The 24,473-nt window shown below is 71.7% G+C and carries 20 protein-coding genes; 13 read left to right on the forward strand and 7 right to left on the reverse strand.

Annotation, left to right across the window (positions count from 1 at the left end; all coding sequences use genetic code 11):
- Positions 1 to 34: 34 nt before the first annotated feature.
- On the reverse strand, positions 35 to 2,530 hold the full coding sequence (locus KAF39_RS05210) for a LuxR C-terminal-related transcriptional regulator (RefSeq protein WP_210676266.1): 2,496 nt from the start codon (positions 2,528 to 2,530) through the stop codon (positions 35 to 37).
- 147 nt (positions 2,531 to 2,677) lie between these two features.
- Between KAF39_RS05210 and KAF39_RS05215 the strand changes: the two genes are divergently transcribed.
- From KAF39_RS05215 to KAF39_RS05225, 3 genes are all read left to right on the forward strand, one after another.
- Complete coding sequence (locus tag KAF39_RS05215) at positions 2,678 to 3,229, forward strand: ECF transporter S component (RefSeq protein ID WP_210676267.1); 552 nt, start codon at positions 2,678 to 2,680, stop codon at positions 3,227 to 3,229.
- Between the two features lie 36 nt (positions 3,230 to 3,265).
- Positions 3,266 to 3,682 (forward strand): DUF6153 family protein, encoded by a 417-nt coding sequence (locus KAF39_RS05220; RefSeq protein ID WP_210676268.1) that lies wholly within the window; start codon positions 3,266 to 3,268, stop codon positions 3,680 to 3,682.
- Between the two features lie 67 nt (positions 3,683 to 3,749).
- Complete coding sequence (locus KAF39_RS05225; protein WP_210676269.1) at positions 3,750 to 4,343, forward strand: DUF305 domain-containing protein; 594 nt, start codon at positions 3,750 to 3,752, stop codon at positions 4,341 to 4,343.
- 93 nt (positions 4,344 to 4,436) lie between these two features.
- Here KAF39_RS05225 and KAF39_RS05230 read toward each other — a convergent pair whose 3' ends face one another.
- The 4 genes from KAF39_RS05230 to KAF39_RS05245 form a co-directional block, all read right to left on the reverse strand.
- Positions 4,437 to 5,762, reverse strand: coding sequence for a threonine/serine exporter ThrE family protein (locus KAF39_RS05230; protein WP_210676270.1), 1,326 nt, complete (start codon positions 5,760 to 5,762; stop codon positions 4,437 to 4,439).
- Between the two features lies 1 nt (position 5,763).
- On the reverse strand, positions 5,764 to 7,119 hold the full coding sequence (locus tag KAF39_RS05235) for an anaerobic C4-dicarboxylate transporter family protein (RefSeq protein WP_210676271.1): 1,356 nt from the start codon (positions 7,117 to 7,119) through the stop codon (positions 5,764 to 5,766).
- Positions 7,116 to 7,856: a peptidase E gene (locus KAF39_RS05240; RefSeq protein ID WP_210676272.1), complete on the reverse strand. Its 741-nt coding sequence runs from the start codon at positions 7,854 to 7,856 to the stop codon at positions 7,116 to 7,118. Before KAF39_RS05240 ends, KAF39_RS05235 begins: the two co-directional genes overlap by 4 nt.
- Before the next feature lie 99 nt (positions 7,857 to 7,955).
- The gene (locus tag KAF39_RS05245; RefSeq protein WP_210676273.1) at positions 7,956 to 8,693 is read right to left on the reverse strand and encodes an SGNH/GDSL hydrolase family protein; all 738 of its coding nucleotides are present in this window, start codon (positions 8,691 to 8,693) and stop codon (positions 7,956 to 7,958) included.
- A gap of 466 nt (positions 8,694 to 9,159) precedes the next feature.
- Between KAF39_RS05245 and KAF39_RS05250 the strand changes: the two genes are divergently transcribed.
- The 9 genes from KAF39_RS05250 to KAF39_RS05290 all read left to right on the forward strand — a co-directional run bounded on the left by KAF39_RS05250 (position 9,160) and on the right by KAF39_RS05290 (position 20,169).
- Complete coding sequence (locus tag KAF39_RS05250) at positions 9,160 to 10,992, forward strand: DUF5979 domain-containing protein (protein WP_210676274.1); 1,833 nt, start codon at positions 9,160 to 9,162, stop codon at positions 10,990 to 10,992.
- Positions 10,993 to 11,003: 11 nt separating this feature from the next.
- Complete coding sequence (locus KAF39_RS05255; protein WP_210676275.1) at positions 11,004 to 12,419, forward strand: sigma-70 family RNA polymerase sigma factor; 1,416 nt, start codon at positions 11,004 to 11,006, stop codon at positions 12,417 to 12,419.
- Positions 12,420 to 12,523: 104 nt separating this feature from the next.
- Positions 12,524 to 14,263, forward strand: coding sequence for a DUF11 domain-containing protein (locus KAF39_RS05260; RefSeq protein WP_210676276.1), 1,740 nt, complete (start codon positions 12,524 to 12,526; stop codon positions 14,261 to 14,263).
- 86 nt (positions 14,264 to 14,349) lie between these two features.
- The gene (wecB, locus tag KAF39_RS05265) at positions 14,350 to 15,471 is read left to right on the forward strand and encodes a non-hydrolyzing UDP-N-acetylglucosamine 2-epimerase (RefSeq protein WP_307805087.1); all 1,122 of its coding nucleotides are present in this window, start codon (positions 14,350 to 14,352) and stop codon (positions 15,469 to 15,471) included.
- A complete protein-coding gene (locus KAF39_RS05270; RefSeq protein ID WP_210676278.1) occupies positions 15,471 to 15,695 on the forward strand; it encodes a hypothetical protein in 225 nt (74 codons plus the stop codon). Before wecB ends, KAF39_RS05270 begins: the two co-directional genes overlap by 1 nt.
- Positions 15,695 to 17,053 carry a glycosyltransferase gene (locus KAF39_RS05275; protein WP_210676279.1) on the forward strand — a complete coding sequence of 453 codons (1,359 nt, stop codon included), beginning with the start codon at positions 15,695 to 15,697 and terminating at the stop codon, positions 17,051 to 17,053. Before KAF39_RS05270 ends, KAF39_RS05275 begins: the two co-directional genes overlap by 1 nt.
- Positions 17,053 to 17,652, forward strand: coding sequence for an exosortase/archaeosortase family protein (locus KAF39_RS05280; protein ID WP_210676280.1), 600 nt, complete (start codon positions 17,053 to 17,055; stop codon positions 17,650 to 17,652). The genes KAF39_RS05275 and KAF39_RS05280 overlap by 1 nt, the downstream gene beginning before the upstream one ends.
- A gap of 76 nt (positions 17,653 to 17,728) precedes the next feature.
- A complete protein-coding gene (locus KAF39_RS05285) occupies positions 17,729 to 18,400 on the forward strand; it encodes a hypothetical protein (protein ID WP_210676281.1) in 672 nt (223 codons plus the stop codon).
- 26 nt (positions 18,401 to 18,426) lie between these two features.
- Entirely contained in the window at positions 18,427 to 20,169 is a 1,743-nt protein-coding gene (locus tag KAF39_RS05290; RefSeq protein ID WP_210676282.1) for a DUF11 domain-containing protein, read from the forward strand.
- Positions 20,170 to 20,250: 81 nt separating this feature from the next.
- On the opposite strand, the gene KAF39_RS05295 is transcribed toward KAF39_RS05290, so the two are convergent.
- Positions 20,251 to 20,778 (reverse strand): cytochrome C5, encoded by a 528-nt coding sequence (locus KAF39_RS05295; RefSeq protein ID WP_246878238.1) that lies wholly within the window; start codon positions 20,776 to 20,778, stop codon positions 20,251 to 20,253.
- Between the two features lie 131 nt (positions 20,779 to 20,909).
- Here KAF39_RS05295 and KAF39_RS05300 point away from each other — a divergent pair, with 131 nt between their 5' ends.
- Positions 20,910 to 23,147, forward strand: coding sequence for a S8 family serine peptidase (locus KAF39_RS05300; RefSeq protein WP_210676284.1), 2,238 nt, complete (start codon positions 20,910 to 20,912; stop codon positions 23,145 to 23,147).
- 69 nt (positions 23,148 to 23,216) lie between these two features.
- Here KAF39_RS05300 and corA read toward each other — a convergent pair whose 3' ends face one another.
- Positions 23,217 to 24,218, reverse strand: coding sequence for a magnesium/cobalt transporter CorA (gene corA, locus KAF39_RS05305; RefSeq protein ID WP_101847771.1), 1,002 nt, complete (start codon positions 24,216 to 24,218; stop codon positions 23,217 to 23,219).
- Between the last annotated feature and the right edge of the window lie 255 nt (positions 24,219 to 24,473).

Raw genomic sequence — 24,473 nt, forward strand, 5'->3', positions numbered from 1 at the left:
CCGTCACCTCTGACGGGCGGGGCCTCTCTGCGTCCTATTCGGGGAGGAGCCCGTGCCGGGCGGCCTGCTCCAGGGCTTCCGTGCGGTTGGCGGCGTCGAGCTTGCGGTAGATGCTGCGCAGCTGGGTCTTCAGCGTGTTGAGCGACACCCGGAGGTCCGCCGCGATCTCGGGCAGGGGTGCCCCGGTCGTGAGTGCGTGGAGGACCACCTGCTCCCGGGACGACAGCCGTGGCCGGGTCGCGAGCGACGGCAGAGCGGCGCGGGTGGGCAGCGGCGCGCCCCCGACGGGCGCGAGGTCGGCGCGCACCGCGGCGAAGTCCTCGGCGCTGAGCAGCGCGAGCGGCGTGCGCAGCTCGCGATCGGCGAGCTGCGCGCTCAGTGCGTCCGTCGCCCGTTGCGCGGCCGCGGGCGTCACGCGGTGCAGCGCAGCGCTCTGCACCGCAGCGGCCTCCGCCCGCTCGCGGGACGTCGACGGCTCCAGCCGCGTCTGGGTGAGCAGGCGGACCGCGTCCGGGGCGCGTCCGTCGAGGAGCGCGAGGCGCGCCCGTTCCAGGATCGTGCTGAAGCGGTCGGAGGGCGCGTCGCGCTGCTTCGTGCTGCGCGCGGTGCTCACGTCGCCGAGGGCCAGGTGGAGCAGGGCTCGCGGGCGGAACAGCGCCTGTCGGGCGTGCGTGGTGCCGGCTTCGCGGCCCCGCATGCGCGCGAACGACTCGAGCCGCTCCAGGCCGCCCGCGGCATCGCCGTCGTGCAGGGCGATCCACGCCTCGACCGTCGCCATCGTCGTCCAGTGCTCGCTGGTCGCCCGGTGCGGGAGGAAGGCGCGCACGTGCTGCTTGGCGGCGGCGAGGTCGCCGTCCTCGACCGCGAGCATCGCCTCCGCGACCCGGTAGAAGGTGCCGCGGTAGCCGTCGAGCAGGGCGGGGTCCCACGAACCGGAGCGGATCAGTTCCACGTGGTGGCGGGCTTCCGGGATGTCGCCGTTCAGGGCGTGGATGCCGCTGAGGAGGCTGATGGCATGGAACGCGTTGCCGGTGCCCTGCGACGCGGCGAGGGCGGCGGCTTCGTCGAAGAGGCGCAGGGCCTGATCGCGTCGGCCGCCGTAGTAGAGGGAGATCCCGAGGTGCGCGCACAGCAGCGGCATCTCGGTGGCGTACTGCTGCCACTGGGCTTCCGGGGTCTCGGTGAACAGGGCCAGGGCCCGGGCGGCGACCTGCCCGGCACGGTCCGGCATGCCGATCACGCGCAGAGCGGCGCTCTCCGCGGTCCAGATGAAGATGCGCTCGGTGGGGGAGAGCGTGCTGCGGCGCGCGTTCGCGGCGGACACCGCCATCCGCAGCAGCTGGAGGCCCCGGATGCGACGGAGGCGGTTGGCGTTGAGGCAGATTCCGAGGAGCATCGCGACGAGCGGCTCCTGCTTGAGGCGCGCCAGGGGCAGGTCGCCGAGGAGCGCGACCACGGCACGCCCGTCGTGGTCGAGGAGGTGGCTCCAGCCGGACATGATGACGTGGGCGGCGAGGGGGAGGTCATCCTCTTCCATCGCCAGGCGCAGGCCTTCGAACGGGGCGTCGCGGCGGAGTGCGCCCTCGATCGCGAGGCGACGGAGCATCCGGATCTCGGCGGGGTACCGCCGCGCGAGCTCCTTCCGCAGCAGGGCGCGGGCGGAGGGTGCGATCGTGAAGATCCGTTCGCCGCCGTCGGCCGACCACCGTCCGAACCCGAAGGTCTCGGCTTCGTCGAGGGCGGCGGCGATGTGCGGGTCGCTGCTCAGTGCCTGTGCCAGCGGCAGGTCGACGCTGTCGGCGATGCTGATCCGGACGAGAGCTTCGAGGACCCCCTCGCCGAAGTCGCTCCTCTCGATGCGGCCGCGGAAGTAGGCCTCGACCGCGGTGACCGCGTCCTCCAGGATCGGGCTGCCCGCGGGATGGTCTCCGCGGAGGGCGATGGCCCGCACGACAGCGGCGAAGCCCCCGGTGGCCTCGCGGACCGCGATCGCGGTCTCCTCGTCGACGTCGAGGGCGCGGCGGATCTCGGTGGTGTCGAACGCGAGATCGGCGGGGGAGATCACGGTGGTGTCGATCACGAGGTCGAGTCCGTCGCTGTCGAACGGGCTGGGCCGGTTCGTCGCGACGACGAGACGGACCTCCGGGGGTGTCACGATCGTGCGGCACAGGGCGAACACGGCGTCCCGTTCCAGTCCGGCGGCGTCGTCGAGCACGATGACGAGCGGCTCCCGGCTCTCGCAGAGGCGCGCGGCGACGGCGGCCCACGCCTCGTCCGCGGAGGGGCCGGCCTCGGAGGGCGCGGTCTCGTCGGCGGAGGCGAGCGCGCGCAGCAGGGCGGTGGCCAGGCCGGTGCGCGTCGTCATCGCGGAGCTCACGGTCAGCCACACGACGCGGGCGGAACAGGTGAACGCCCAGCCGACCAGGGCGGTGGTCTTGCCCGAGCCGGAGGCGCCGCGGATCAGGGTCAGCGGAGCGCCCTCGTCCAGCAGTGCATTCAGCCGCGGTCGTCCGATGACGTGCGCGGACACCCGCGGCAACCTCTTGTCCCCATGCGCGCCGGAAGTCGGCATCGTCCCTCCCCAGGTCCGCATCCCCTCTCCCATACGATATTCCGAAATGCCTGAACCCGGGGACGGTGACGTCGTCCGTGTCGGCGCGGATCTATGCTCGGACGAGTGAGTGGTCCCTCATCGCCTGCAGCCCGTCGCGTGCCGACGAGCGCGCTGCTGATCGGCGCCGCGCTAGGGGCCGTGCAGGCCCTCGTCTTCCTGGCCGTCGTGCCCGCGACGAGCGTGCTGGCAGCCGTCTCGCCTCCGGTGTACGCGCTCGTCGCCGCCGTGCACACGGCGCTGCCCTTCCTCGCACGGGTCGTCACCCGCGTCCCCGGCACGGCAGCGCTCGCCGCATTCGTGACCGGGGTGCTGACCGTCGCGGTGTCGCCGATCGGGCTGCTCGGTGTGGTGCCGCTCGTCCTCGGCGGCGTCGTGCTGGATCTCGCGCTGCCCCTCCGGCGCGACGCCCCCGTCTCGGCGGCCCGGATCCTCGCGGCCGGAGCGGTGACCGGCGTGGTGCTGTTCTTCGTCGCGCTGCCGGTCTTCTCCCCGGAGCACCTGACCCCGCCGATCCTCCTCGCCACCCTGCTGGGACGCGTGGCGGGCGAGCTCGGCATCGCGGGGATCGTGGTCGCCGTGCGGCGTCTGCTGCGCCGGGCCGGCGTCGCGCGCTGACTCTTCCCGAATACCCCCAGGGGGTAAGGTGGGGGCATGGCCGGCCGACGCATGCTCCAGGGGGCGCTGCTCGCGGTCGTCCTCGTGGGCGGCGTCCTGCTCGGGCTCCTGGGCATGCACGCCCTGGACACGCACGGCACCGGCGGGCACGCGACGGGCGGTCACGGAGTGTCGACATCCGTCTCTGTGCCCGCGCCCTCCCCGGTCGCCCATCCGGCCGTCGCCCATCCGCAGGCGGGCGCCGACGCGGCCTCCGTCGCCCCCGCCGACCCGACGGACGGGGGAGGGGCCGCCTGCGTCCTCGCGCTGCTCGGCGGCCTGCTCCTCCTCCTGCGGCACCCCGGCTCCGTCGTCTTCGACCCGGTGGGCCGCCGGCGCCGCTCGCCCCGCGCCGCCGCGACGGCGCCTCCCCGTCCTCCCTCCCTCCACGTCCTCTGCATCAGTCGCACCTGACAGCGTGCCCGCGCGCCCGGGCGCCGCGACCGCGGCCGCCCTCCCGACTGACAGAGAAGAGACAGAGATGAAGAACCGAACCACTGCGCTGGCCGCGCTCGCGCTCGCCGGCACCCTCGCGCTCGCCGGATGCAGCGGCGCCGAACCGGCTGGCCCCGCCGACCACTCCGGCATGGACCACTCCTCCTCGGACGCTCCGCTGGCCGGAGCGAACGAGGCCGACGTCATGTTCGCGTCGATGATGATCGTGCACCACGAGCAGGCCGTCGAGATGTCGGACATCGTGCTCGCGAAGGAGGGTGTCGACCCACGGGTCGCCGATCTCGCCGAGCGGATCACCGCCGCGCAGGGCCCCGAGATCGAGCAGCTCCAGGGCTGGCTCGAGGAGTGGGGTGCGGAGCCGGGCGACTCCGGCGCGATGGACCACGGCGACGGCATGATGAGCGACGACGATCTCGCCGCGCTCGAGGCCGCGGCGGGGCCGGAGGCGTCGCGGCTGTTCCTGGAGCAGATGATCGTGCACCACGAGGGCGCGGTCGAGATGGCCGAAGCGCAGATCGCGGACGGCGAGAACGCCGACGCCGTGGCGCTCGCACAGGACATCGTCGATGCCCAGACGGCCGAGATCGCGGAGATGACGGACATCCTCGCCACGCTCTGACCGGAGACCGGACCCCGCGTCGCCTCCGCGGCGCGGGGTCCGTGCCTCCCTGCCGGGACGGGGTCCTGACCGTCCTCGTCGTGAGGCGGACCGCTAGCGCCGGCGCAGGCGGCGCAGGGGCGCGGAGAGGCGCTGCCAGAGCGTCGGCGCGGGCTCGGCGTCCGCGGCGGGTGGCGGGGCGACGACGAACTGGACGATCTCCTCCGCGCCGTGGTGCACCACGCGGTAGAGGGCGGTGCCGATGAGCACCCCGAGGGCGATCGACATGACGGACACCAGGGCGGTGGTGAAGTCCGCGAGGCCGTTGCCGGTCGCGAAGGCCTCGGTCAGCCCGACCAGTCCTGCGGCTCCCGGCACCAGCAGCCAGAAGGCCGGGAGGAACGTGAGCTGCGAGGGCGGGCCGTGCCGCAGTCCGGCCACCCAGAACACGACCGGGGTGACGGAGACCGCACCGATGAAGCCGCCGACCGTCGGGTCGATGAACTTCGCCCCCGCCCACTGGCCGACGTAGGCGACGACCAGCGCGAGCAGCACCCAGCCGAAGGTGGACGGGGGCGCGGAGAAGTGCAGGTAGTTGCCGAGCGCGAAGACGAGGATCCCGAGCAGCGCGACCCACCACGGCAGGAACGACGACGCGTCGAGGGGCTGGTACGAGCGGGACGAGACGCCCACGACGGCGCCGGCGGCGAGGATGCCGAACGCGAGGAGCGCCAGCTGGACGAAGCCGTAGATGAGGCGGGAGGCGCCGGAGATCATCTGCCCGGCGGCGAGCTCGACGGTCGCGGTGGTGAGCACACCGCCGGGCAGGAAGGTGGCGAGCGGGGCGATGAGCAGCCGGATGGGGTCGCCGATCTCGACCACCTCCGCGAGGAGGAACACGGCCGTGGCGCACACGAAGGCCGCGGCGATCGGCATGATGAGCTGCAGGGTGGGCGACCGGACGAGTTTGAGCAGACCGATCCCGAAGCCGAGGCCGAACGCGATGAGCGCCCCCTGCCAGGTGGGGGCGAGCAGCAGTGCGAGTCCGGTGGTGAGGATGGCGTGGCCGAGCGTGCGGGTGAACCAGCCGAGCCGTGGACGCATCGCGCCGATCTCGTTGAGCCGCCGGATGCCGTCGAGCGGGTCCACGGTGCCGGTGCGGGCCTGCGCGATGAGGTCGTAGAGCGCGGCGATCTGGTCGAAGCGGAACGAGGCCGTCGTCACAGATCGGAAGGCGACCCGTTCCTCCTCCCCGTCCCCGGTCTCCACGATGATGATGGTCGGCAGGACGACGAAGTCGATGTCGGCGCCGTCGTAGGCGGCCGCGATCTCGGCGATCGTCTCGCCGATGCGGTCCACGGATTCCGCCGAGGCGTTCATGCCCTGGGCCAGTCCCAGCAGGAACTGCCGCAGCGCTGACCGGTCGACGGCGTCGGTCATGTCACGAGAACAGGAACGAGAGCGTCACCCCGACCACGATGGCGGTGCCCACATAGAGGAGGTTCGGCAGCTGGAACGAGTGGTCGATGACGAACCGGCCCATCTTCGTCGTCCCGGTCTGATCGAACGCGACGGTCGCCACCTGGCTGCCGTTGGCGGGCAGCGTGTAGATGCCCATCGCCGCGGGCCACAGCCCGACGAGCAGGGGTGCGGGGAGGCCGATCGTGATGCCGATCGGAACGATGGCGTTCGTGGCACTCGATTGGCTGGTGGTGAGCATGGCGACCGCGAACAGGGCGAGCGCAAACAGCAGCGCGCCGAGGAACGCGGACGACCCGGAGACCACGGAGCCGAGCCCGTCGACGATGAGGGTCTGGTTGGCGGCGACGAACGTGTTGGCGAGCCAGGCGATGCCGAACAGGGCGATGGCGCCGACGATGCCGGCGGGGAAGGTCGACTGCTTCGGCACGTCGGCGGCCTTCACCTTGCAGAACACGAAGATCAGCGCGGCGATGATGCCCATGACGACCTCGATGATCACCGTGACGCTGAGGCGCAGCGGGTCGCCGTCGTCGTCGGTGCCGATCACCGGACGGAGGTTCTCGAACAGGCCGAAGAGGACGATCACCGCGACGCCGGCGAGGAACAGCGAGGCGGAGAGCACGGCGGTCGGCGGGAGCTTGTTCTCGTGCGCGTCGACGACCGGCGGCTTGATCTGTCCCTCCGCCAGACGCTTCTGGTACTCGGGGTCGTCGTCGAGGTCCTTGCCGTGGCGCATCATCACCAGCGCCGCGACGAGGAGACCGGCGATCGAGGCCGGCCACATGATGAGGAGCAGACCGCCGAGGTCCACGCCCTGCGGGGCGAGCAGCACCACCATCGAGGCGGTGGCCGCGGAGACCGGCGAGCAGAGGATGCCGACCTGCGAGGCGACGGCGGAGACCGAGAGCGCCCGCTCGGGCCGGATCTTCTGCTGGTAGGAGACGTCGTAGATCACCGGCAGCAGCGGATAGAAGATGTTGCCCGTCCCCGCGCCGACCGTGAAGAGGAACGACATGGCCGGTGCGAGGAACACCACCGACTTCGGCCGTCTGCGGATGACCTTCGCCGCCACCGACACCATCCAGTCGATACCGCCCGCGGCCTGCATGGTCGAGGCCGCGGTGATGACGGTGATGACGATGAACACGGCGTCGACGGGAGCGTTGCCCGGGGCTTCCCCGAAGACGAAGACGAGCACCGCGACGCCGACGAGACCCCACACGCCGAGGCCGATCCCGCTCGTGCGGGTGCCCATGAAGATCGCCAGGACGACGACGATGAGCTCGGCGACGAGGATCCAGACGCTGTCGTTCACGACGACGGTCCCGGCACGATCGGCGCGGATCCGGTGAGGACCTGTACGGGCAGCTCGGTCTCGACGATCTTCCCGTCGACCGCCTCGACGCGGAGGGCCAGCGGGTCTTCCACCGGACTGATCGCGGTGACGAACTCGCCGTTCTCGAAGTGCAGCGACTGCAAGTTGCCGACCGCGTAGCCGGTCGAGAGCTCGCCGCTGAGGAGCGCGGAGTGGAAGAGGGGCCGGCGCTGATCCTCGGCGTCGTAGTGGGGGCAGAAGCTGCCGTGCAGGAAGCCGAGGCCCTCCGGCAGCACCTGCAGCGTCGGGCCGTAGCTGTCGGTCGTGCCACCGTCGAACCAGCAGATGCCGCCGGCGCTGCCGCCCGTGAACACGACGTTCGATGAGGGGTCCTCCCACATCTCGCGCATGATCTCGTCGAGGCCCTGACGCTTCCAGACGTCGAGCATGTTGGCGGTGTTGCCGCCGCCGACGTGGATCACGTCGAAGCCCTGCACGAACCCGGCGAGGTCGTCCACCGCCCGGTGGAAGAGCGGCAGATGATGCGGGGCGCAGCGGTCAGAGTCGTAGGTGGCGTAGAAGCTGACGATGTACGCCGGATCGTCACCGGTCGCGGTGCCGACGAACAGGACCCGAGGGCGTTCCTTGCCGGTGAGCCGCAGGATGTACTCGTGCGTCGGGTCGTTCCGACGTTCCATCATGGCCTTGCCGGCCCCGGTTGCGACGACGTGTGACATGCCCCCACCTCACTGTCGGTATGCGAATGCGCTCAACCTACTGCGCGGTCGTCACGTCGTCCAGGGGGGGCGCCCGCGGGGTCGTCGGGCGCGGACGGCTCAGCCGAACACGCGCGCCGTGCCCACGATGCCCTCGAGGAGGGGGATCGTGCGGGCGCGCGGTCCTTCCGGCGCGATGCCGAGCACGCGGGCGAGCTCGACAGCGAGGGCGGCGTGCCCGGCCGCGCTGGGATGGAAGGGGTCGTTCATGAGGCCCCACGGCACGCCACCGTTGCCGAGCTCCGCGAAGTGCGCGTGCTGGTCGACGAGGATCACGTCGTCTTCGCCCGCGACCCGGCGGACGGCCTCCGCGAAGGCGTCGATCCGTGCCCGCTCTGGCGCATTGCGCACGTCGATGGCGGGTGGCGTCTGCAGCACGGGGATCGCCCCCTGCGCACGCACCCGGCGCACGAAGTCGTGCAGCGAGGCGGCGTAGTCGTCCGGTGAGATGACCGGGCGCGGGCCGCCGTCGGAGGCGTCGTTGGTGCCGATCATCAGCGTCACGACGTCCGGCTGCCAGGCGCCGACGCGGCGCTCCCAGTCGTCCAGGATGTCGACGATGCGGTTGCCGCTGATCGCCGTGTTGACGACGATGTCGCGCACCCGCTCGAGCTCGCCGCGGATCAGCTCGTGGAGGTGCTCCGGGTAGCTGCGCCCGCCCTGCGTATGCACGAGGCCGTGCGTGATCGAGTCGCCGGTGATGACCCAGGTCAGGGGCGCGGAGGTGCGCAGGGCGTCGGCGAGGCGGCGCAGGTCGTCGGCAGCGGTGGCGGGGGAGGCGGAGGGAGCGATCGGCACGCCTCCGAGCCTATCCGGCGGGCGGCGCGATGTTCCTGACCCTCGGCGCGTAATGCCCGGGGCGCCACCCCGTCCTGTTCCCGAGGGTCGAGGCCGGGTACGAGAGTGCGCACGGTCTCCGCGATCTCGGCGTCGGCGGGACCCCTCCCCGATGACGCCGGGGAATCGATCCCCTCGTGCGGCGGGCTGCTCCCCCGGCCCGCCGCACTCACTCGCTGCCCTCTCTCGCCGCGGTGAGAACCCATTCCGGTACGCCGATATACACGTGGCCCGGAACGGGAGTGATCGCGCGGACCCCGGGTACTGTCGCTGACCGCGGCCGTCGCGTCCTCGCTCGGAGACAGGAGCAGGGGCGGTGTCGACGGCCCGCGAATCCTGCGCTGCTCGCGTAGTGCACGGTGCGTTTTCGCGTCTCATCTTCGCCCGTGCCCTGACGCGTGCACGCCTGTCACCGGAGGAACACATCATGACCCACACCGCACCCGGCCGACCCCCGGAAGGGCGGAGCGCCCGACTCTCCCGCCGGCTCGCCGCCGCCGCCGTGATCGTCGGAGGACTGATCGGCGCCCTGCTCACCCCGCTGACGGCCGCCGCCGCCCCGCCCTATGCCACGACCGCGACCGTCGAGTCCCTCGCCTTCACGCAGAAGGCGGTCGCGAGCGGGACGAAGACGGAGCTGACCGGGACGTGGTCGCTGCCCGACAATCCGGCCGTGCCCGCCGGGTTCGTCGTCGATCTCCCCGACGGGCTCCGTGGTCTGCCGGACGCGTTCCCGCTCCTGGACACCGCCGGCGCCGAGGTCGGACGATGCGTGACGACGGCGACGCAGCTCGTGTGCGACCTCGACAGCACGTATCTCCAGGAGCACCCGCTCGGTCTGTCCGGCGACTTCTCGTTCTGGGCGACCGTGACGACCGAGGTGACCGAGACCACGACGGTGACGTACGACTTCGGTGACGTCACGGCCTCCGTCGACGTCAAGCCCGACCCCTTCATCTGCACGACCGACTGCGCGTTCAAGGGGAGGAACGACTACAAGAGCGGGGAGTACCAGAACACCTCCGACACCATCGCCTGGGATGTCGCCGTCGGGGCCGGCGCGACGGGCATGGCCGCCGGCCAGGAGGTCGTCGTCACCGACACGATCGGGCCGGACCAGGAGCTCCTCCGCGAGTCCGCGACGGGGGAGCGCTACCCGTCCCTCTGGGTGGCGAACGGCCTGCAGACGCTTCCCAGCGGCCTGGTGGTCCCCGGACCCGTCGTCGAGGTACCCGCCACCGACTACACGGTCTCCGCCGACGGGACCACGGTCAGCTTCACCGCGCGGGAGGGCTCCTTCTACAACGTCCACTACCTCTCCCGCGTGACCGACGGCGGGGCCGCCGGCACGTATCGCAATGCCGCGGAGATCCGGGTGGGCACCGCGACGTCTTCGACCGTCGCCGCGGAGGTCACCCGACACGGGGGCTCCGGCTCCGGCACAGGCACGCGCGTGGGGACCTTCAGCATCACGAAGGCCGTTCGGGGCGACGTCACCGGGCTCGACGACCTCACCTATCGGGGAGGCTACGTCGTCTCCACGCCCGGCCGCGATGACACGACCGGCACGTTCGAGGTGCAGGCGGGTGAGACCTGGACGAGCCCGGAGATCCCTGCGGGAAGCACCGTCGCGCTGACCGAATCGCTCGCCGGGCTCCCGGAGAACATCGACTGGGCCGCCCCCGAGTTCTCGCCGTCGACGCTCGTCATCGTCGGCGGAGCCCGCACCGAGGTCACGCTCACGAACACCGCCACCGTGCGCACGCGTCCGTTCACCGCGCTCAAGACCCTCACCGGACCGGCCGCCGCGGTCGATCGGGTGCCGGACGACACGCGATACGTGCTGGAGTACTCGTACCCGGCCGGCCCCGGCTTCGCCGCCGGTTCCGGTGAGCTCACCCTCCGGGCCGGCGCGCCCGTGACGAGCCCGGCGCTTCCCGTCGGCGCCGAGGTCACGGTCAGGGAGCGGCGGCCGGAGCCCGTCGAGGGTGTCACCTGGGGCGACCCGGAGATCAGCCCGGAGCGGTTCACCGTCGGCGACGAGACCGTCACCGTCGCCGTGAGGAATCCGGTGTCGGTCACGCCGCCGCCCCCGGCTCCGCACACGCCCGAGAAGCCCGGCACGCCGGTCGCCTCCGGCGGGTCGCTGGCCACGACGGGTGGCGAGCCGGCATCGGCGGCGCTGCTCGCCGGGGCGCTGCTGCTGGGGGCGGGAGGAGCACTCGCAGCCACGCGACGCGCGCGTCGCGTGAACCGCTGATCGGGAGCCGTATGAGTGACGAGGGCAGAGACGAGGAGCGGGCCCGCGATGCGGACCTTCTCGGCCGTGTGCGAGAGGGCGACCAGCAGGCCTACGCGGAGCTGTGGGAGCGGTACGCCCCGGCGGCGATCGCGGTCGCCCGCACCTACTGGTGGTCCACGGATGCGGACGACCTGGTGGCGGAGGCCTTCACCCGGATATTCCAGGCCATCCAGGCCGGTAAGGGACCGACCGCGGCCTTCAAGCCGTACCTCTTCGCCACCATGCGCAACCTCGCGGTCAGCTGGGGGCGGTCGCGCCGCGAGGTGCCGATCGAGTACATCGAGGCGGTGGAGGATCCCTCCACCACGGACGCCGCTGCGGACGCCGACTTCGACGCCTCCCTCGTCTCCCAGGCCATCCTCGCCCTGCCGGAGCGGTGGCAGGACGTGCTCTGGTTCGGGGAGGTCGAGCACCTCTCGATGCACGAGATCGGTCAGCGGCTCGACATCAGCGAGCGCGCGGCCGCGGTGCTCGCGTTCCGGGCCAGGGAGGGTCTGCGGCAGGCGTGGATCACCGCGCACGTCGCGGCGCGTCCCCCGGCCTCACGGGAGTGTCAGTGGACTCTCGGGAAGCTGGGGGCGCACGCGCGCCGCCGCCTGACACCGCGCGACACCGCTCGCATCCACGCCCACCTCGACGAGTGCGCGGAGTGCCGCGCGAAGGCCGCCGAAGCGCGCCACGCCGGTTCGCGCATGCTCTCCGTCCTCTTTCCCGCCGGGATCACAGTGGGGGCCGGCGCGCAGGTGTGGCAGTCGTTCACGACCGCCGGGCTCGTCGCGAGCGCGACCCCGGTGCCGCCCGCGGTCGGCGCTCCCGTGGCGGGCCTCGCCGCAGCCAAGGGGGCTCTGGGGCTCGCCGCCGGCGTCGCGGCCACGACCCTCGCCGCGGCGCTCACGGTGACGGTGGTGGGAGCCCCCGCCGTGGTCGCGCCGCCCGCGGCGGCGCAGGTCGTGACGTGGACGACGCCGACCCCGACGGCATCGCCGTCGGCCCCGCCCGCCCCACCCGTGACCCCCGCTCCGGCCGCGCCCTCCGCGCCGCCGGCCGCCCCCGCCCCTGCGCCGTCGCCACCGCCGGCGCCCGAACCGGCACCCGCGCCGGCCGTGCCCAGCCCGCCGGTCCTCCTCGACATCCCCGCGCAGGTCTCCCGCACGCAGCTGGCCTCGGCCACCGTGGGCTGCGAACCGGGCGCCGACCTAGCCGTCTCCGCCTTCGGCGTCACGCTCGCCGCCGGCGTCTGCGGCAGCGACGGGCGATGGTGGACGAGCTTCCCCGTCGCCGCGTTCCCGGTCCCCCCGGGAACGTCCGTGACGCTGAGCTTCGCGCAGTCCAACGGTGCCGGAACATCCGGACAGTCCTCCGCCCAGGTGCTCATCCTGGATTGATCTGGAGGCCGCGCGTAATCATCCGGTCACGCCCCCGTCCTGTTCGCGTCCGCCATCGTCACGGATGCCACGGATGTCGAGATCGAGATTGGAAAGCACACGCCATGAGGAAACGATCGGGCGCCTTCATGCTCGGACTGCTGCTCGCCCTGGGGGTCGCCGCGACGGGGTCTCCCGCCGCCGCCGCGCAGGGAGAAGCCACCATCGTCGACCCGCACACCGGGACGTTCACCCTTGCGGACGGCACGATCGCGACCGCGACGCTCTCCGGCGGCGAGCGCATCTTCGGAGAACAGGGAAAGTCGCTCGGCGACTGGAGCGGGACCGATGCGATGTACGCCGACGGCGTCTCGGCGAAAGATCTCCCGACGCTGATCGTGCACTCGACTCCGGACTGCGGGTCCGCGCCGCGCTGCGGCGAGGGGCAGCTCACGATCACGTTCGACCGTCCCGTCGACGACCCGGCGATCCACCTCGCCGAGTTCGGGGCTGGGACAGGGAGGTCGGACACCGGATGGGCCTCCGCCGACGGCATCCGCTTCGCCTCGGCCGACGACGGCGCCACCCGCGCCGTCGTCTCGGACGGCGCGACCTTCACGGACGGCGGCGACGGCTACATGCGCGGTGACGTGCGCATCTCCTGCTCCGCGGCAACGAATCCGGGCGGATGCGGCAGCCTCACCGTGCCCGGCACGGGGATCACGCGGATCGTGTTCGACATGGCTCGTTTCGCGCTGTCCGCGGAGCAGACGAACGGACTGGACGGCTACGCCCTCGGGGTGACGGCCACCGCTACGGAGACCCCCGCGCCTCCAGCACCCCCGGCCCCGGCACCCCCGGCCCCGGAGCCCGTCGCCACGATGCCGGCATTGACCCTGTCGAAGAGTGTCGATCGGCCGGTCGCCGGTCATGACGAGCCGCTGTCGTACACGGTGGTCGTCGGTAACGCCGGCACCGCCGCCGCGAAGGACGTCCCCGTCGCCGACCTGCTCCCGGCTGGCCTGACCGGCGTCGCAGCAGATCAGGGCGGCGTCGTCGCGGACGGGCAGGTGCGCTGGATGCTTCCCGAGGTCCCCGCCGGCGGCGAGGTCGTCCTCCATGTGACGGGGAGGACGCCCGCAGGGCTGGCCGAGGCGCAGCTCGTGAACCGTGCGACCGTGCAGAATCCCGCCGACGCGCCCACCGGGACCCCGGCCCCGACCGTGGCCACGCCCTGCCCGGACGACCCCCAGCAGGCGTGCGCCCTGACCGCGGTCGGCGCTGTCGCCTCGCTCGAGATCGACAAGACCGTGGCGCAGACGACCGCGTCCGCCGGGGCGATCCTCGATTACACGATCACCGTGTCGAACGACGGCCCGGGGACGGCGATGCTGATCCCGGTCGTCGACGACCTGCCGGACGGTGCGCGGTTCATCGCCGCCTCGGCCGGAGGCGTCGCGGTGAAGGATCGCGTCGGCTGGATCGTCCCGGAGATCCTCCCCGGGCAGTCGGCCACGCTGACCCTCCGTGCGCAGGTGCCGCCGGACGCCGAGGGCACGGTCGTCAACCGCGCGACCGTCGCGTACGACGAGACGATGGCCGCGGGCCTGAAGGCTGCCGCGGTGCAGGCGGGGATCGCCGTCCCGGCCGACCTGTCGGCCCTCCCCGCGCTCCCGCCGCTGACGGCCGCCCATGTCTGCGCCGACGACGCGCAGTGGTCCTGTGCGGCGACGGTCGTCCGGGCACCCGCCGCGGGCCTCGCGCAGACCGGCGGCACGCCGGTCGCCGTCCTTCCGGCGCTCGCGCTGCTGGCGGGTGGGGCTGTGCTCCTCCTCGTCTCCGCGCGCCGTTCCTCCCACCGATAACCACTGATCGCGTCAGCCACGGGGGAGCATTCTCCGGGGGCTGATCGGAGTACCCAGAAATGCACCTCTCGCCGTCTGCATCGTCCGTGTCCCTGCCGAAGGGCGCCGTCATGATCGTCTTCGGGACCCGTCCCGAGATCATCAAGCTCGCGCCGCTGGTCCGCGAACTCGGGGACGCCGCCTTCGTCGTCCACACCGGCCAGCACTACGACCCGGGAATGTCGCGGGTGTTCCTCCGCTCGTGCGGAATCGAGCGGGTCGATCTCCAGCTCCACGTCGGCGGGCTCCCGCGTGCCGCCCAAATCGGTCGGGCGGCCGAGCAGATCGCGGAGGCCATCGGCCGCTTCGAACCCCGCTACGTCGTAGTGCAGGGAGACACGAACGCGACGTTCGCGGCCGCGCTCGCGGCGAACGCGGCGGGGGTGCGGCTCGGGCACGTCGAGGCCGGACTGCGAGCGAACGACCGCCGGATGCCGGAGGAGCACAACAGGGTGATGGTCGACCACATCGCCGACGACCTGTTCGCGGCCACGGAGGCGAACAGGGCGAACCTGCTCGCGGAGGGGATCGAGGACGACCGCATCGTCGTCACCGGCAACCCCGTGGTGGAGGCCGTGCGGGCGCAGCGTGAGGACGCGTCGGGCGATGCCGACGAGCTCGCCCGGCTCGGCCTCGTCCCGTCCGGGTACGTGCTCGCGACGCTCCATCGCCAGGAGAACGTCGACGACCCGGAGAACCTGCTCGCGACCCTGCGGGCTTTCGCCGCGATCGCGGAGTCCGGATGGCCCGTCGTGTTCCCCGTGCACCCGCGCACGAGGGCGATGCTCACCGCGCTCGACGCGACCGACCTCCTCGACGGCCTGATCGCCGAGGAGCCGCTTCCCTACGAGCGCTTCCTCGCGCTGGCGGCGCAGGCGGCGCTCCTCGTCTCGGACTCCGGGGGCATCCAGGAGGAGGCCACCGTCATCGGCCGGCCGGTCCTGGTGGTCCGGGACTCGACGGAGCGCCCCGAAGCCCTGGGAACGTTCACCGCGCTCGTCTCGCCGCAGGAGCTCGCCACGGCGGCCTCCGCCCAGCTCCGCGTCATCGAGCCCACGCTCGCCCATCTGGCCACGGTGCCGTCGCCCTTCGGAGACGGCCGGGCCACCGCACGAATCGCAGCGCACATCCGCGCCTGCGTCGCCGAACCCCGCACGGAGGAGTCCTGATGTACGGCCACACGCTCTCGACCCCGCTCGCCACGGTGGGCGCCCTCGCGGTCACCGGTCCGACGTCCATGACCACCTGGGTCCTGGGTGCCGGGATCGCCCTGGCCGTGGGCGCCGGGCTCCTCGTCCGGACCCGGATGCTGCGCAGAGCCGAGCCGGTCCCTGGTCCGCTGCGCCGGTCGGCCGTGCCGGAGGACGAACAGGACCCCGGACGGACGCCCTGATGTTCCCGCTCCTCAACGCCTTCACCGTCCTGCTCGGCGTCGCCTTCGTCACCTACGTCATCCTCATCCTCGTCCCCTTCCTCCGCTACCCGAAGACGACACCGGGGGATCCGGCGGCCTTCGAATGGCACTTCTTCATCCCGTGCCGGGACGAGGAGGCGGTGATCGACACCACGATCTCGCGGGCCCGCAGGGACTTCCCCGGCGCGCACGTCTGGGTGATCGACGACGACAGCGAAGACGCCACGGCCGCTATCGTCAGCCGGTGGGCCGAGGGCGACGGACGCGTGCACCTGGTGCAGCGGCGCCGCCCCCAAGCCCGGACCGGCAAGGGCGACGCGCTCAACGCCGCCTACCATCAGCTCCTCGAGTGGCTCCCCGCGGACGCCGACCACGACCGCGTCGTGATCGTCGTGATCGACGCGGACGGCGAGATGGAGCCCAACGCGCTGGAGATCTGCTCGGCCGACGACATCTTCGGCGACGACAGCGTGGGGGCCGCGCAGATCGCCGTCTGGATGAAGAACCGCGACGATCCCCGCCCCGTCCCGCACGGCGGGCGCTTCGCGAACCGCTTCGCGCGCTATCTGCTGCGCATGCAGGACCTCGAGTTCCGCACCACCATCGCCGCGATGCAGTCGCTGCGGGCGAAGACGGGGACCGTCGGCCTCGGCGGCAACGGCCAGTTCACCCGGCTCTCCGTCCTCGACGCGATCGGCGACACGTTCGGCGAACCCTGGCACGGCGCGCTGCTGGAGGATTACGAGCTCGGCGTCCATGTCGTGCTCGCGGGCTTCCAGGTCCGCCATGTCTACGACACGCACGTCAACCAGGAAGCCCTGCCCTCGATCCGTCGCCTGCTCACGCAGCGCACGCGCTGGGCGCAGGGGAACATCCAGTGCGTCAAGTACATCCGCGAGGTGGTGAAGTCGCCGTACGTCGACAACGCCGGGGTCATCGAGACCGTGTACTACCTCGTGCTCCCCTTCCTCCAGATGCTCGGCGGGCTCGCCTTCCTGATCCTGTTCGGAGCGCAGGTGGGGTACTGGCTGGAGGAGCCCGAGCTGTTCCAGGTCGCGGTCGGCGACCTCCTCGGGGTCATCGGCCTGCTGTTCGCCTTCTCCGTCGCCCCGTTCGCCATCTGGGGATTCGTCTACAAGACGCGCTGTGAACCCCAGGTGAGCTGGCTGACCGCGCTCGGATGGGGCCTCGGGGTCTGGCTCTACGTCTATTACATGTACATCTGCATCGCGCGGGCATTCCTGCGCATCGTCCGGGGGAAGAACGGGTGGGCCAAGACGCGACGCAACGCGGAGGCCCACATCGTCGTCAACGGATCCGTCGCCGTGGAGGTCTGATGAGCGCTGTCACCGAGAACCTGATCCCGTCCGCCCTGCGGGCACGCCGGCTGCCGCGCATCTCGCTCCCCCACCGGGTGGCCCGCGTCGCCGTGGCGCTGCTGATGCTCGCGGCGGGTGCCGCCCTGCTCCAGGTCAACGCCGCCTTCCGCGCGTTCGAGGCCGTCGTGACGACGTGGCTGCTGTCCCCGTTCGTGTCGGGGCAGCGCGCCGCCATCGGCGAGCACTACCTCGTCTGGACCCCGACCGACGATCTGATCGCGCTGCAGGTGACCGTCGAGTGCACGGCCCTGCTGGTCGGGCTGCCGCTCACGGTCGTGGCCGCGGTGATCCTCGCGTTCACCGCCGTGCCCTGGGAACGGCTGTTCGCGGGACTCGCGGCCATGTGGGGCATCGTCTTCGCCGTCAACATCATCCGTCTCGTCCTCATCGGCTGGGCCACGCAGACCTGGGGCCTGGACCCCGGCTACAAGGTGAGCCACGTGTTCGTGGGGTCGGTGGTCGGCGTGCTCGGCTACGTCGTGGGGCTCATCGTGATGCTCCTGATTATCGGCGTGCGCGCGCCCCAGCGCCGGAATATCCGTCGGGACCGCGCGTAATCGGCCAGCACTCCTCCCGTCTCATCCGCGGCGAAGCACCCTGCTCGTCGTGTCCACATCAAGAAAGAGGCTCAAGATGAAGAGCATCGTCAAGACCGCCTGCGCCACCGGTGTCGGCCTGCTGATCGCCGGGGCATCGCTCCTCGGCGCCCAAGGCGCGACGGCCGCCGAAGAGCCGGTCACGCCGGACTCCCCCTCGTCGACCAGCGGGCTGTCGTCGGTCCAGACCACGGAGGGCACCGACGGGGCCGTCTCGGTCCGGGGCTACCTCGGCCGCGCCACCCAGACGGCTGCCACGGGCGTGACCCCGGGCTCGGAGATCAAGGAGGGTGCGATCGTCCAGCTCGTGAACGACGAGCAGATCGACGGCGTCTACAAGGTGATCCTTCCCGTGCCGGAGCACACCACGTTCACCTCAGCGACCTACGGCGGCCAGCTCATCGGCGGGAACGTCGTCTGGACCTTCAACGTCGCCCACGACGGTGGCACCAGCATCGTGACGCCGATGGCGAGCTTCACCGTCGACGACGGGTACTGGGGTCCGGAGATCACCAACAGCGCCAAGGTGGTCTACACCGGCGGCGTCTTCACCGACGACCTCCGCTACACCTACAACTACAGCCACACCTTCGCCGAGCAGGCTCCGGTGCCCGCGGTCGACCCGACCGTCGGACTCGCGAGCGCCGGTGTCATCGCCGCCGGCGGGGCCGGAGCCCTGCTGGTCCGGCGCCGGTCGGTCCAGAACTGATCGTCGGACGACGTAGGAGCGATCACGTGAAGAAGAGATCCATTCTCCGAGGCACACTGACGGGAGGGTTGCTCGCCGCCATGGCGGTGGGCGCCCTCGCGGCAGCCCCGGCGGCCTCGGCCGTCGACATCAACGGCTGGTCCGGGTCGGGAGACACCCGGACGGCCGCGGCGGCGGGCGGCACCGCCCGCATCACCACCACCGACAAGATCCAGGTCAAGAGCTCGGGCGACGTCGTGAACCTCGCCACCGTCCGCGACGGCGGCGAGGCGGGCCTGAACGTGATCGGGCTGAACGAGGGATACCCCTGCAAGAACGGGTACGAGTGCGTCCGCGGGAGCGTCATCGTCGACTTCGGTCAGCAGGTCAAGAACCCGAAGATCAAGCTCGCCAACCTCGGTGGCGACGTCTACTCGCTCGGCGGCATCGTGCGGAGCTCGGCGAAGTACACGCTGAACACCGCGGGGGTGAGCCTCAGTGCCGTGTCGGGCAACCTCAAGGTCACCGGGACCACCATCACGTCGACCGACTTCGCCGCGCGCAGCGGGAGTGTCCAGGTCAACGGCACGGTCTCCAAGGTCGAGTTCCGGGTCACGATGCGCTCCCAGGGCGCGTTCGTCGGACTGGTGCCGCTGTGGACCAAGGTGCCCAGCGATCTGCACAGCATCGACATCGACGTGGACAAGCCGACCAAGCCCGTGCTGGCCGTCGACAAGAACGACCACCGGGATGCGGCCGTGATCGGCGACCAGCTGTCGTACGACATCGTGGTGCGCAACACGGGTGACGCGACGGCGAACAACGTCGTCGTGAGCGATGACCTGCCCGCCGGCCTCACCGGCGCCACCGCGTCGTACACGGCCGGCGCGACCGGACAGGTGTCGGTCACCGGACAGCGGGTGCAGGGCACGATCCCGTCGCTCGCTCCCGGTGCGTCCTCGACGATCACCGTGAAGGCGACGGTCGGCTCCGCCACCCCGATCGGGAACCTGCACAACAACGCCTGCGCCGTCGGCACCTCGACCAACCAGGCGTGTGACTGGGACGACACGACGATCTCCAAGAAGACGGCGCCCGTGCTGACCATCAGCAAGGACGACGGTCAGGGCGACGTCTCGCTCGGACAGAACCTGACGTACGACATCGTCGTGAAGAACACCGGTGACGGTGCGGCCACGAACGTCGTCGTCAGCGATCCGCTTCCGGCCGGTCTCGACTTCGTCTCCGGCAGCGGTCCGTCCGGTGTGACGGTGAGCGCCGCCGGGCGCTCGGTGACCGCCGAGGTCGGCACGCTCGACCCGGGTCAGTCGGTCACGCTGAAGGTGAACGCCAAGGTCAACCAGTCGGCCCCGCCGGGTGCGCTGACCAACCAGGCGTGCGCGGTCGCCGGCAACGCGGCGAACGTCTGCGCCACCGACGTCGACACCGTCAAGCGCGAGTTCTTCCAGTACACGTTCAACTCGAACCCGACCGACCCGCAGCCGGGTCAGGCCGTGACGTACCGGATGGAGTACGGCAACAACGGCAACATCGACTCGGCGAACGCGGAGATCGCGTACGCGCTGGCCGGTGTGCTCGACGACTCCAGCTGGGATCCGTCGAGCGTGACCGCCGACCGCGGCACCGTCACGGTGAGTGGCGACAGCATCGACTGGAAGGGACCCCTCGCCTCCGGTGAGACGGTCGTGATCACCTTCACCGGTGTCTGGAACGGGAACGGCGACGGCTTCGCCTTCCCGGATGTCACCTACTACGGCAGCGCCCGCTAGCCGGTAGTCCGGCGAACGCGCGGGTGCAGGCTGATTCCGCTGGGGATGCCTGCACCCGCGCGTTCGTCTGTGCGCGCGGGGTCAGTCGCGGTCGGCGCGGCTGATGAGATCCAGGAGTTCGTCGAGCGTGTCGACGTCGATGACCTCGGTGCCGTCGGGCTCCCGCACCTCGATGCCGTCGACCTCCAGCTCCTCGTCGAGCTGCACGAGGATGCGCGACTCCGGGAACTGCTTGGGCGCGACGAACGCGAGCAGCACGGCGTCGGCGAACACGACCACGGACGTCGCCTCCAGGTCGTCCCGCAGGTCGATCTGCTCGACCACGGGCTCGTCGTCCACCGCGTCCTCGATGTCGAGCGCCACCTCCTCGACGATCGCCCGCCAGCGCTTCTCGCTCATCGAGAGCACCCGCGCGATCGCGGCCACGAGGGCCTCCGGATCCACGTCCTCCTCGCTCTCGTCGCCCTCGAGCTCGGGGTCGACGTTCACGTTCACGACGGTGCCGGCGGCGTCCAGGCTCGCACGTCCGTAGACCAGGCCGTTCTCCGCGACGGGGTCTTCGAGCAGACCGCTCTCGACGATGCGGGACAGGAGGAGTTCGAGCGCCATGCTTCCAGTCTCCCGCATCCCGCCGCGAACGGAACCGTCGATCTGCGCGCGTAATCGATCGCGCTCTGCGCGCTCCTCTTCTTCGGACCCCGATTCGACGGCCCTGGGCCGTCCGCGAAAGGCAGGCTGCTGTGATCCGTCGTTCCCTCTCCCGCGGCATCGGCGTCGCGCTCGCCATCGGCGCGGCGCTCGGCGTGGCCGTCCCATCGGCCGTCATCCCCTCCGCGGCCGTCGGCGCGGCGCTCGGCGTGGCCGTCCCATCGGCCGTCATCCCCTCCGCGGCCGTCGCCGCCGAGGCGCCCGCGCTGAACTGGGTGATCAACACCGCTCCCGACGGCCCGAGCGAGGAGACGCTCCGCCCGACCATCGCGGAGGCCGGCGGCACGCTGCTGATCTCGTACCCGGAGATCGGGGTCACCGTCGCCCGCGCCCCCGAGCAGGGCTTCGCGGCCGCGCTCCGCGCCGTCCCCGGAGTGCAGTCGGTCGGGCCCACCCGCACCTCCACCGCGCCCGACCGCCTGCCGGAGCCCGCCGTCTCCGCCGCCGGGGTCACGGACGAACCGGCATCGATGCCGGCCGAGGGGACCGCGTGGGACATGGTGGCGCTCGGTGCCACCACCGCGGGCGGAGCCGGTGTCGTCGTGGGTGTCGCGGACAACGGTGTCGACGCCGGCCACCCGGATCTCGTCGACCGCATCGACCCGGCGCTCTCGGCGGGCTGCGGCGTCAACGGCGTCCCGGACACGCGCCCCGCGGCCTGGCACCCGGGTGCCGGGTTCGCGGGAGCGCACGGCACCCACGTCGCCGGCAGCGTCGCCGGCGCGGCCGACGGCACGGGCATCCGCGGCGTGGCCCCGGACGCCCGCATCGCCGCCATCAAGGTCGACAACCAGGCCGGGCACATCTACCCGGAGGCCAGCATCTGCGCCACGATGTGGGCGGTGCGGCACCACATCCCGGTGGTCAACCACAGTTACTACGTCGACCCCTGGTACGTGTGGTGCGCCGACGCCGACACGCAGTCCGCCGCCCTCGAAGCCCTCCGCCGCGCCTACGCCTACTCGCACGCGCAGGGCGTCGTGAACGTCGCCGCCGTGGGCAACGAGAACCAGGATCTGGCGACGATGACCTCCGACGTCCTCAGCCCCGACGACGGGGCCCCGGAGCCGCGGCCGGTCGACGCCTCGTGCCGGAAGGTGCCGGCCGGTCTGCCGGACGTGATCTCGGTCGCGGCCGCCGATCAGGACGAGACGAGCGGTGCCGTGGTCCGTGCCGGGTTCTCCAACTACGGCGCCGGCATGGTGACCGTCACCGCCCCCGGCATCGCATGGTCCTCGACGACGCGTCAGGGCGACGGGGCGATCTACACGTCACTGCCCGGCACCTCCATGGCCTCCCCGCACGTCGCCGGACTCGCCGCCAGGCTGCTCGCCGCAGACCCGATGCTCACCCCCGACCAGGTGACGCGCCGCATCCGGGCCACGGCCGACGCGGTCTCGGACGAGGGCCCGGACCGGGTCGGCGCCGGGCTCATGGACGCCCAGATCGGCACCGCCGTCCCCGCCGTCGGGGTCTACTCCCGGATCGCGTTCACCGGACAGCCGTTCCGGGTGACCGGGAGCGGGCACCCGGCCCGGAGCACCGTGGAGCTGCGCGTGGGGGCGGCGACCACCGAGGTGCGGACCGATGCGCAGGGCCGCTTCGCGACCGTGTTCCCGATCCCGGCGAATGCGGCGCCCGGGGCCGCCACCCTCACCGCCGGCGCCGCCCGGGCGCCGATCGTCATCCGCACGTCCCCGCCCGCGCCGATCATCCTCACCCCGAGGGCGGGCTCGACGGTCGCCGCCACGACGACCACGATCTCGGGCACCGGCGTCCCGGGCTCCCGGGTGCGCGTGCAGGTCCGCGACGGGGAGCTGACCCCGTTCCTCCGGTTCGTGACCGTGCGGGACGACGGGACCTGGAGTGTCGGCGCCCCGCTGACCCAGGGAAGCTACGAGGTGGTGGCGCGGACCGTCCTCGACGGGGAGGTCTCCGCGATCACCGCGCCGGTGGGCTTCTCCGTCCGCACGAAGTCCGCGATCGGCTACTCCGTGCAGCTGTCGCCGCAGCCCGGGGTCGAGGACGACACCCTCGTCGTCCTTGACGTCGTCAACGCCGGTGCGACCGCCGGCCGGGCCGTGGTCGACATCGATCTGACCGCGTTCGCGGACGTCGGGATGCCGGTGCCGCCGGTGGGGGAGATCGAGCGCACGGCGCGCGGCCTCCGGTGGACGCTCCCGCTCGACTCCGCCGAGACGGCGCAACTGCAGATCCCGGTGCGCACGACCTCCGACGACCCCGCGTTCCCCGTCATCAGGGTGCGTTGAGGCAGGCGGCCGCGCCGGTTCAGGCTTCTTGCGTGCGCTGGGGCCTGAACTCGCGCGGCCGCCTGCGTGTCAGAGCCACTTCTTGTACTTGAACACCCCGTACAGTCCGACCGCGAAGGCCGCCATCGCGCCGATCGCCATCGGATACCCGAACGCCCAGTGCAGCTCCGGCATCACGTCGAAGTTCATCCCGTAGACGGTGCCGACCAGGGTGGGCGCGAAGATGATCGCCGCCCACGACGAGATCTTCTTGATCTCGTCGTTCTGCGCGAGACCCGCCTCCGAGTGCCGGCGTGCGACGAGCGCCGACTGCACGGTCAGGGCGTTCTCGAGGATCGCGCGGAACGAGTCCACGCGCTCGTTCACGCGAATCGTGTGGTCGAGCACATCCCGGAGCGAGCGCTGCAGCTCCTCGTCGATCCGGTACTTCTCGGATCCGCGACGCAGCCACTCCAGCATTCCGCTGAGCGGATGGACGGCGCGCTGAAAGTTGATGACCTCGCGGGACAGCTCGTAGATGCGGCGGGAGAGGGCGTCGTCGTCGCTGTCGCCGAAGAGCTGATCCTCGATCTCGTCGATGTCGTTCTCGAGGCCGGCGACGACGGGCTCGTACTCGTCCACGACCTCATCGAGGATCGCGTAGAACACCGCCTCCGGACCCATCGCGAGCAGCTCCGGGTTCGCCTCCATCCGCCGGCGGACCGCGGCGAGGTTCGGGGACTCGGCATGCCGGATCGTCACGACGAAGTCCGGGCCGATGAACAGATGCAGCTCGCCGAACTCGATCGACTCCTCCTTGTCGCGGTACCGGGCCGGGCGCAGCACGGCGAAGAGGGTGTCGCCGTAGCGCTCCACCTTGGAGCGCTGATGCCCGGACAGCGCATCCTCGACGGCGAGGGGATGCAGGTCGAACTCGCGGGCGACGGAGGCGACCTCTTCCGGACTCGGTCGGTACAGGCCGATCCACGCGATCCCGCCGGCGGCATCCAGCATCCGGTAGGTCTCGTCCAGGTTCTTCGGGGTCTCCACGCGACGTCCGTGGACGTACACGCCGTTGTCGATGAGCGCCATGATGCGACTCCGTTCTCGCAGGCGCACGGACGCGGCGGTCCGTGCGGGTTCGTCAGGGGGCGGGAGACGCCGCCGATGACTGCGAGGCGGGACGCACGGGCGCGGAGCGGAGGCTCAACGCGCGCGTGCGGGGAAGCGCGACGCAGCGAAGGCGGCGTCGTTACTATCGTCGGACATCGCCATCACCGCCTTTCCGTGCTCCTCCGGGGCCACTGGGCCCGACGAGCCAGCATACTCTCGTCCACCTTCGAATCG

Origin of the sequence: Microbacterium sp. BLY, assembly GCF_017939615.1 — a bacterium.
Classification (GTDB): Bacteria; Actinomycetota; Actinomycetes; order Actinomycetales; family Microbacteriaceae; genus Microbacterium.

Excerpts from the sequence above, each read along its gene's own strand:
- KAF39_RS05220 (WP_210676268.1), top strand. The coding sequence starts at position 3,266 with ATGGCCGGCCGACGCATGCTCCAGGGGGCGCTGCTCGCGGTCGTCCTC.
- KAF39_RS05225 (WP_210676269.1), top strand. The coding sequence starts at position 3,750 with ATGAAGAACCGAACCACTGCGCTGGCCGCGCTCGCGCTCGCCGGCACC.
- KAF39_RS05230 (WP_210676270.1), bottom strand. The coding sequence starts at position 5,762 with ATGACCGACGCCGTCGACCGGTCAGCGCTGCGGCAGTTCCTGCTGGGA.
- KAF39_RS05240 (WP_210676272.1), bottom strand. The coding sequence starts at position 7,856 with ATGTCACACGTCGTCGCAACCGGGGCCGGCAAGGCCATGATGGAACGT.
- KAF39_RS05250 (WP_210676274.1), top strand. The coding sequence starts at position 9,160 with ATGACCCACACCGCACCCGGCCGACCCCCGGAAGGGCGGAGCGCCCGA.
- KAF39_RS05255 (WP_210676275.1), top strand. The coding sequence starts at position 11,004 with ATGAGTGACGAGGGCAGAGACGAGGAGCGGGCCCGCGATGCGGACCTT.
- KAF39_RS05260 (WP_210676276.1), top strand. The coding sequence starts at position 12,524 with ATGAGGAAACGATCGGGCGCCTTCATGCTCGGACTGCTGCTCGCCCTG.
- KAF39_RS05270 (WP_210676278.1), top strand. The coding sequence starts at position 15,471 with ATGTACGGCCACACGCTCTCGACCCCGCTCGCCACGGTGGGCGCCCTC.
- KAF39_RS05275 (WP_210676279.1), top strand. The coding sequence starts at position 15,695 with ATGTTCCCGCTCCTCAACGCCTTCACCGTCCTGCTCGGCGTCGCCTTC.
- KAF39_RS05280 (WP_210676280.1), top strand. The coding sequence starts at position 17,053 with ATGAGCGCTGTCACCGAGAACCTGATCCCGTCCGCCCTGCGGGCACGC.
- KAF39_RS05285 (WP_210676281.1), top strand. The coding sequence starts at position 17,729 with ATGAAGAGCATCGTCAAGACCGCCTGCGCCACCGGTGTCGGCCTGCTG.
- KAF39_RS05295 (WP_246878238.1), bottom strand. The coding sequence starts at position 20,778 with ATGGCGCTCGAACTCCTCCTGTCCCGCATCGTCGAGAGCGGTCTGCTC.
- corA (WP_101847771.1), bottom strand. The coding sequence starts at position 24,218 with ATGGCGCTCATCGACAACGGCGTGTACGTCCACGGACGTCGCGTGGAG.